The following is a 7,047-nucleotide window of genomic DNA, read 5'->3' as shown; positions in this document are numbered from 1 at the left end:
TTTAGTGTATCGCTATGTTAGGACGGGACAAGGCTTAAAATAAAAAAACCTCGCTTTTGTAGCGAGGTTTTTTTTATTTTTAAAAGACACTATTAATTAGGTCTTTCAAAGGATTTTTTAGAGTTGTTTTTTGCATACTCTTTAAATTGCCTCTGTTGCTGCTTAACAGTCATTGTACTTCCGTCATGACTCCAACCTGGAGGTCCAAATACATACATCAACTTATGAGATAGTTTTTTTGATTTCTTCATATCCATCCAAATATCCTTAAACTCGTGCGTTAAAATAACAATCGGATTGTTAGAGTTTGGCGCGTGTATTACACCATATTTAACATCAATACTATCATCTAAAGGCAACCAAGTACCAAACATTCTGTCAAAAATATTTAAAAAGCCACCGTGGTTTTTATCTAAATACTCTACGTTTTGCGCGTGGTGTACCTGGTGCATTGTATGCGTATTCATAAACTTCTCAAAAATACCCAACTTTGGTAACAACACCGTATGTAACTGAAACTGCCACAAAGCCTCTATACCCAAGCAGAATACAACCATCTCTGGTTCAAAACCTATAGCTGGCATCCACATATAAAAAAGTGGCTTATATAATAATGTAAACCAACCATTTCTAACAGCTGTTCCTAAATTAAAGTTGTCTGATGAGTGATGCACAATATGTGCTGCCCATAAAATTCTAATTTCATGGTTAGCTCTATGAAACCAATAATAAGTAAAATCATCTGCAAGCTGACAAAGTAACCATACATACCATGCATAGCCAAAAGACTCATAACCTAAAAGGTTGGTGTTTACACCATTTACCTCTGGATTACAAAGCTCAAAAACAAACTCAAAAATTACTATGGCAGATATTACCTTAAGTGCAGCAGCTAATATTGCAGAACCAACACCCATAAAACCACTTGCAAAAAGATCTTTCCAGTCGTAAAGATCATGGTGTTCTTCATGACTTTTACTATAAGCTAATTCTAATAAAATAAAAATTATAAACGCTGGACCGCCGTATACTAGCGGATTTGTTAAATCCATATAAAAATATTTTTTTGCTAAGATAACTATATTAAAGGTTATTATTTCTAAAATAGAGTTGTTTGTTCGGTATCATCGTCAGCAGAATCATCTTTATCATCCGCTTTAGAATCCGTAACCTCTTCCTTCTCTGTTACTTTCGTTTCTTTTGAAACCTCTTCAATTTCCTCTACTTCTTCATAAGGTAAAGACTCTAGAACATTGGTGTTTTTAATCTTATCTGCAGTTAACTGATTACCTAAAGCTTTAATTCCTTTAATTGCTATAAAATCCTCTATATCAACTTTTTGATTAGGTTTTTGCTCTTTACCTCTAGGCTTTGTAAATTCCAATTCTACAACTGGCCTCCAATCTGTAGACACCAATTCTAAAACTGACTTTGGATGCTCAGAAATAAACAACTCCTCTTTGTTTTCGTTTTCTATTAAAAAACGCTTAATGTAATAACGCTCTTTAACACCGTCAAAATAAATAGCTGAAATAGGTTTTTTAGGATTCCATTTTTCTAAAACTATCATATCCTCATCAAAATGAGTCGTAATTTCTGGTTTAACTGTTTTTACTATTCCTTTTTGAGTTATAACAAGAATTAAATCTTCCCCTTTAAACTCTCCAAGCAATTCACCTCTACCATCCAAGTTTAGTCTACTCACCACATCATCAAACCAAATTTTACGTGGTTTTAATGTAGAAACACCTTTTTCTTTTAAATCTATACGCTTAACAGCATATTTACTAACAATATTACCTTTTGATGATCTCCCTTTAATTAAAATATCAGAGAAATCCATATCCCACTTAAGTTTTTTAATACTACCAACTTGCCTTAAATGAATGGTAACAATTTCTGCTTCTCCGTTGGGGTTTGCAGAAAAATACAAGACATCTGAGTTCGGTTTTCCTGTAGTAAGCGGATAAAGTTTATCTCTTGTAACAGATGTAACATTAAAACGCTTTATGTAGCTAGCTCCTCCTTTACCATCTTTATAAATCATATTATAAGTGGTACGCTTGTCTTTTTTCTTAAATACAGCTACGTGTATAATATTTTTACCTACAAATATTTTTGAATCTACCTTAGAAACCATCATATGGCCATCTTTAGTAAATACTATAATATCATCTATATCACTACAGTCGGTTACATACTCGTCTTTCTTTAAGGATGTACCCACAAAACCTTCCTCTCTATTTACATAAAGCTTTGTGTTTCTTATAACTACCTTTGTAGCTTCAATATCATCAAAAACTCTAATCTCAGACTTGCGCTCACGACCTTTACCGTATTTATCTTTTAGATTTTTAAAATAATTAATAGCAAACTCTACCAAGTGCTCTAAATTATGCTTTACTTCCGCAATACGCTCTTCTAAACTATCTAGTAGCTGCTGTGCTTTATCTAAATCAAATTTAGAAATACGCTTAATTCTAATTTCTGTCAAACGAGCAATATCCTCCTCTGTTACAGCTCTTTTTAAATGTTTAGTATGTGGCTTTAAACCTTTATCTATTGCAGCTATAACACCTTCCCAAGTTTCCTCTTCTTCTATATCTCTATAAATACGGTTTTCTATAAAAATACGCTCTAAAGAAGAAAAGTGCCATTGCTCTTCTAATTCTCCAAGCTGAATTTCCAATTCTTCCTTTAGCAATTCTACTGTATAATCTGTAGAACGCTGCAACATCTCTGTTACCCCAATAAATAATGGCTTATTATCCTCTATAATACAACCCAAAGGAGATATAGAAGACTCGCAAGCAGTAAATGCATATAAAGCATCTATAGTTTTATCTGGAGAAATGCCAGCTGGCAAATGAACCAAAATCTCTACATCTGCAGCTGTATTGTCCTCAATTTTTTTAATTTTTATCTTCCCTTTGTCATTCGCTTTTAAAATAGAATCTATTAAAGAAGAAGTATTAGTGCCGTAAGGTATTTCACTAATAACCAGTGTATTTTTATCTGATTGTGAAATTTTTGCACGAACTCTTATTTTTCCTCCTCTTAGTCCGTCATTATAACCTGTTACATCTATAATACCAGAAGTAGGGAAGTCCGGAAATAATTTAAATTTTTGCCCTTTTAAATGTTTAATAGAAGAATCTATTAGCTCTATAAAATTATGAGGTAGTATTTTTGTTGATAAACCCACTGCAATACCTTCTGCACCTTGAGCAAGCAACAAAGGAAACTTAACAGGTAAATTTACTGGTTCTTTTTTACGGCCATCATAAGATTGTTGCCATTCTGTAATTTTTGGACTAAAAACAACATCTAAAGCAAATTTAGATAGCCTAGCCTCTATATATCTAGATGCTGCTGCTCTATCTCCTGTTAAAATGTTACCCCAGTTACCTTGTGTGTCTATCAAAAGGTCTTTTTGACCAATTTGCACCATAGCATCTGCAATACTAGCATCACCGTGAGGGTGATACTGCATTGTATGACCAACTACATTTGCAACTTTATTATACCTACCATCATCTAACTCCTTAAGTGAGTGCATAATTCTACGCTGCACTGGTTTAAAACCATCTTCTATAGCAGGTACTGCACGTTCTAAAATTACATAAGAGGCGTAATCTAAAAACCAATCTTTATACATCCCAGTGACCTTTGTAAGCTCATCTTGCGGATTGTTTGTATTATTGTCTAGATTCTCGTTAACTTCTTCGTTCTCTTCCATAAAGAAAGACTCGTGTTTATCTGGTTTATAATTAGTTGTCCTCGATTAAATCAAGTTCTACTTTAAGATTTTCTATAATAAATTTTTGGCGGTCTGGCGTATTTTTACCCATGTAAAAACTAAGCAATTGCTCTATAGACATTGCCTTGTCTAACATCACAGGTTCTAAACGAATATCATCACCAATAAAATGTTTAAACTCATCTGGTGAAATTTCACCCAAACCTTTAAATCGGGTAATTTCTGGTTTGCCAGTTAATTTTTCTATTGCTTCAGCTTTTTCTTCTGGACTGTAACAGTAATATGTTTGTTTTTTATTACGAACCCTAAAAAGAGGCGTTTGCAATATGTACAAATGATTTTCTTTTATTAATTCTGGAAAAAATTGCAAAAAGAAGGTTATTAAAAGTAATCTAATGTGCATACCATCTACATCGGCATCTGTTGCAATTACAATATTATTGTAACGCAAATCTTCCATAGACTCTTCTATGTTTAAAGCAGCTTGCAGTAAATTAAATTCCTCATTCTCATACACTATCTTTTTAGACATTCCGTATGAGTTTAAAGGCTTACCACGTAAACTAAAAACAGCTTGTGTATTAACATCCCTAGATTTTGTTATAGATCCTGATGCAGAATCTCCCTCGGTAATAAATAAGGTAGACTCTAATCTTCTATCCTTTTTTAAATCTCCCAAGTGAACACGGCAATCTCTCAGTTTTTTATTATGCAGACTGGCTTTTTTAGCTCTATCTCTTGCAAGCTTACGAATACCAGACAAGTCTTTACGCTCACGTTCTGCTTGTATTATTTTACGCTGTAACGCTTCTGCTGTTTCAGGGTTTTTATGAAGGTAATTATCTAAATACTTACCAACAAAATCATTTATATAAGTACGTACAGTTGGGTAGTTACCTCCCATATCTGTAGAACCAAGTTTTGTTTTAGTCTGACTTTCAAAAACAGGCTCCATTACTTTTATTGATACCGCAGAAATAATAGACTTTCGAATATCTGAAGCCTCATAATTTTTTCCGTAAAAATCCCTAATTGTTTTTACTATAGCCTCTCTAAAAGCAGATTGATGAGTACCTCCTTGTGTGGTGTGCTGACCATTAACAAAGGATTGATACTCCTCACTATATTGCGTTTTACTGTGCGTTATAGCTATTTCTATATCATCACCTTTTAAATGAATGATAGGATACAGTAAATCCTCAACATTATTATTATCCTCCAAAAGATCTTTAAGTCCATTTTCAGAAAAATATTTTTCACCATTAAAAACTATAGTCAACCCAGGATTTAGGTACACGTAGTTTTTAAGCATACGTACCACATACTCATTTCTGTACTTATAGTTTTTAAATATAGTTTCATCTGGTGTAAACGAAACTTTTGTGCCTTTTCTTTTAGAGCTATCTACAGGGCCTTCTTCTGCAACTAAATTACCTTGACTAAACTCAGCCCACTTAGATTGCCCTTCTCTAGATGATTCTACCTTAAAAAAGTTAGACAGTGCATTTACAGCTTTGGTACCTACACCATTTAAACCAACAGATTTTTTAAAGGCCTTAGAGTCATACTTACCACCTGTATTCATCTTAGATACTACATCTACAACTTTACCAAGCGGAATACCACGACCATAATCACGAACCTTAACTAAATTATCTTTTATGTTAATTTCTATGGTTTTTCCTGCGCCCATTACAAACTCATCTATACAGTTATCTAAAACTTCTTTTAAAAGAATATAGATACCGTCATCTGCAGATGAACCATCGCCTAATTTACCAATATACATCCCCGGACGCATACGTATATGCTCTTTCCAATCTAAGGAACGAATATTGTCTTCAGTATATTTAGTATTGTCTGACATTGATTTAGGATAATTGCAGTTTGCACGCTAATATAGTAAGTGTTAGAAAAAAATGAAACACCTACAGCTTAAAGTAATTAACAATAGTACATTTAATTTTGTTGATATATAGAAATTAAGTAGTTACAATTAAGAAATAAGATAAAAAATTCATCATTTTAACTTTATAGCACAAAAAAATGCTGCAACAAGGTTACAGCATTTTAAAATATATTAGTTCCGTAAATAGTTACACATTAAATCTAAAGTGCATAACATCTCCATCTTTTACAATATACTCTTTACCTTCTACACGCATTTTTCCTGCTTCTTTAACTTTAGCTTCGCTACCGTAAGTAACATAGTCATTATAAGCAATAACTTCTGCACGTATAAAACCTTTTTCAAAATCTGTATGTATAACACCTGCAGCTTGTGGTGCAGTGGCGCCAATTGGTATAGTCCAAGCTCTAACCTCTTTAACACCTGCAGTAAAATAGGTCTCTAAATTTAATAATTTATAAGCCCCTCTAATTAATTTAGCAGAACCAGGCTCTTCTAAACCTAAATCTTCTAAAAACATTTGGCGCTCCTCATAACTATCTAACTCTGTAATATCTGCTTCTGTACCTACTGCTAAGAAAATAACTTCTGCATTTTCTTTAGCTACAGCTTCTTTAACTTTTTCTACATATCCATTACCATTTACAGCTGCATCTTCATCTACATTACAAACATACATTACTGGCTTATCTGTAATAAACTGTAGTGGCTTAACATACTCTAAATGGTCTTTTTCTTCAACCTCTATAGCTCTAACAGAAACTCCAGCTTCTAATCCTTCTTTTAACTTTAAAAGAATAGCCTCTTCTTTCTGCGCCTCTTTATTTCCTGTTTTAGCAGTACGTTTTACTTTTTCTAGCTTTTTATCTACAGTTTCCAAATCTTTTAACTGCAATTCCATATCTATGGTTTCTTTATCTCTAATAGGATCTACAGAACCATCTACGTGTACAATATTATCATTATTAAAGCAGCGTAATACGTGTAAAATAGCATCAGTTTCTCTAATGTTTCCTAAAAACTGATTTCCTAAACCTTCTCCTTTACTTGCACCTTTTACAAGACCTGCAATATCTACAATCTCTACAGTTGCTGGCAAAACACGCTCTGGGTTCACCAATTCTTCTAATTTTTGCAACCTTGCATCTGGTACATTAACAACACCAATATTAGGCTCTATAGTACAAAACGGAAAATTTGCGCTTTGCGCTTTTGCATTAGATAAACAATTAAAAAGGGTAGATTTCCCTACGTTTGGCAATCCAACAATACCTGCTTTCATTTCAAATTCTATTTTTAGTGCCGCAAATATACCATTTATAAATTTTCAAGAACAAATAAAACGTTTTTCATTACCTTTAGATTTATAAAAACCTAA

General features: G+C 33.1%; 4 protein-coding genes. All 4 read right to left on the bottom strand.

Features of this window, described 5'->3' with window-relative positions; genetic code table 11:
* Positions 1-92: 92 nt before the first annotated feature.
* On the bottom strand, positions 93-1,052 hold the full coding sequence (locus tag KLA_RS14835) for a sterol desaturase family protein (protein WP_034646673.1): 960 nt from the start codon (positions 1,050-1,052) through the stop codon (positions 93-95).
* Between the two features lie 47 nt (positions 1,053-1,099).
* Positions 1,100-3,739, bottom strand: a complete 2,640-nt coding sequence (locus KLA_RS14830; RefSeq protein ID WP_034646672.1) for a DNA gyrase/topoisomerase IV subunit A — start codon at positions 3,737-3,739, stop codon at positions 1,100-1,102.
* 31 nt (positions 3,740-3,770) lie between these two features.
* Entirely contained in the window at positions 3,771-5,627 is a 1,857-nt protein-coding gene (locus tag KLA_RS14825) for a DNA topoisomerase IV subunit B (RefSeq protein WP_013622545.1), read from the bottom strand.
* A gap of 229 nt (positions 5,628-5,856) precedes the next feature.
* Positions 5,857-6,951 carry a redox-regulated ATPase YchF gene (gene ychF / locus KLA_RS14820; protein ID WP_034646670.1) on the bottom strand — a complete coding sequence of 365 codons (1,095 nt, stop codon included), beginning with the start codon at positions 6,949-6,951 and terminating at the stop codon, positions 5,857-5,859.
* Between the last annotated feature and the right edge of the window lie 96 nt (positions 6,952-7,047).

It is taken from the genome of Cellulophaga geojensis KL-A (assembly GCF_000568425.1).
Taxonomy (GTDB): domain Bacteria; phylum Bacteroidota; class Bacteroidia; order Flavobacteriales; family Flavobacteriaceae; genus Cellulophaga; species Cellulophaga lytica.
Note: the sequence above shows the minus strand (reverse complement) of the source record. Positions and strands in the feature narration are given on the sequence as shown.

Excerpts from the sequence above, each read along its gene's own strand:
- ychF (WP_034646670.1), bottom strand. The coding sequence starts at position 6,951 with ATGAAAGCAGGTATTGTTGGATTGCCAAACGTAGGGAAATCTACCCTT.
- KLA_RS14830 (WP_034646672.1), bottom strand. The coding sequence starts at position 3,739 with ATGGAAGAGAACGAAGAAGTTAACGAGAATCTAGACAATAATACAAAC.
- KLA_RS14825 (WP_013622545.1), bottom strand. The coding sequence starts at position 5,627 with ATGTCAGACAATACTAAATATACTGAAGACAATATTCGTTCCTTAGAT.
- KLA_RS14835 (WP_034646673.1), bottom strand. The coding sequence starts at position 1,052 with ATGGATTTAACAAATCCGCTAGTATACGGCGGTCCAGCGTTTATAATT.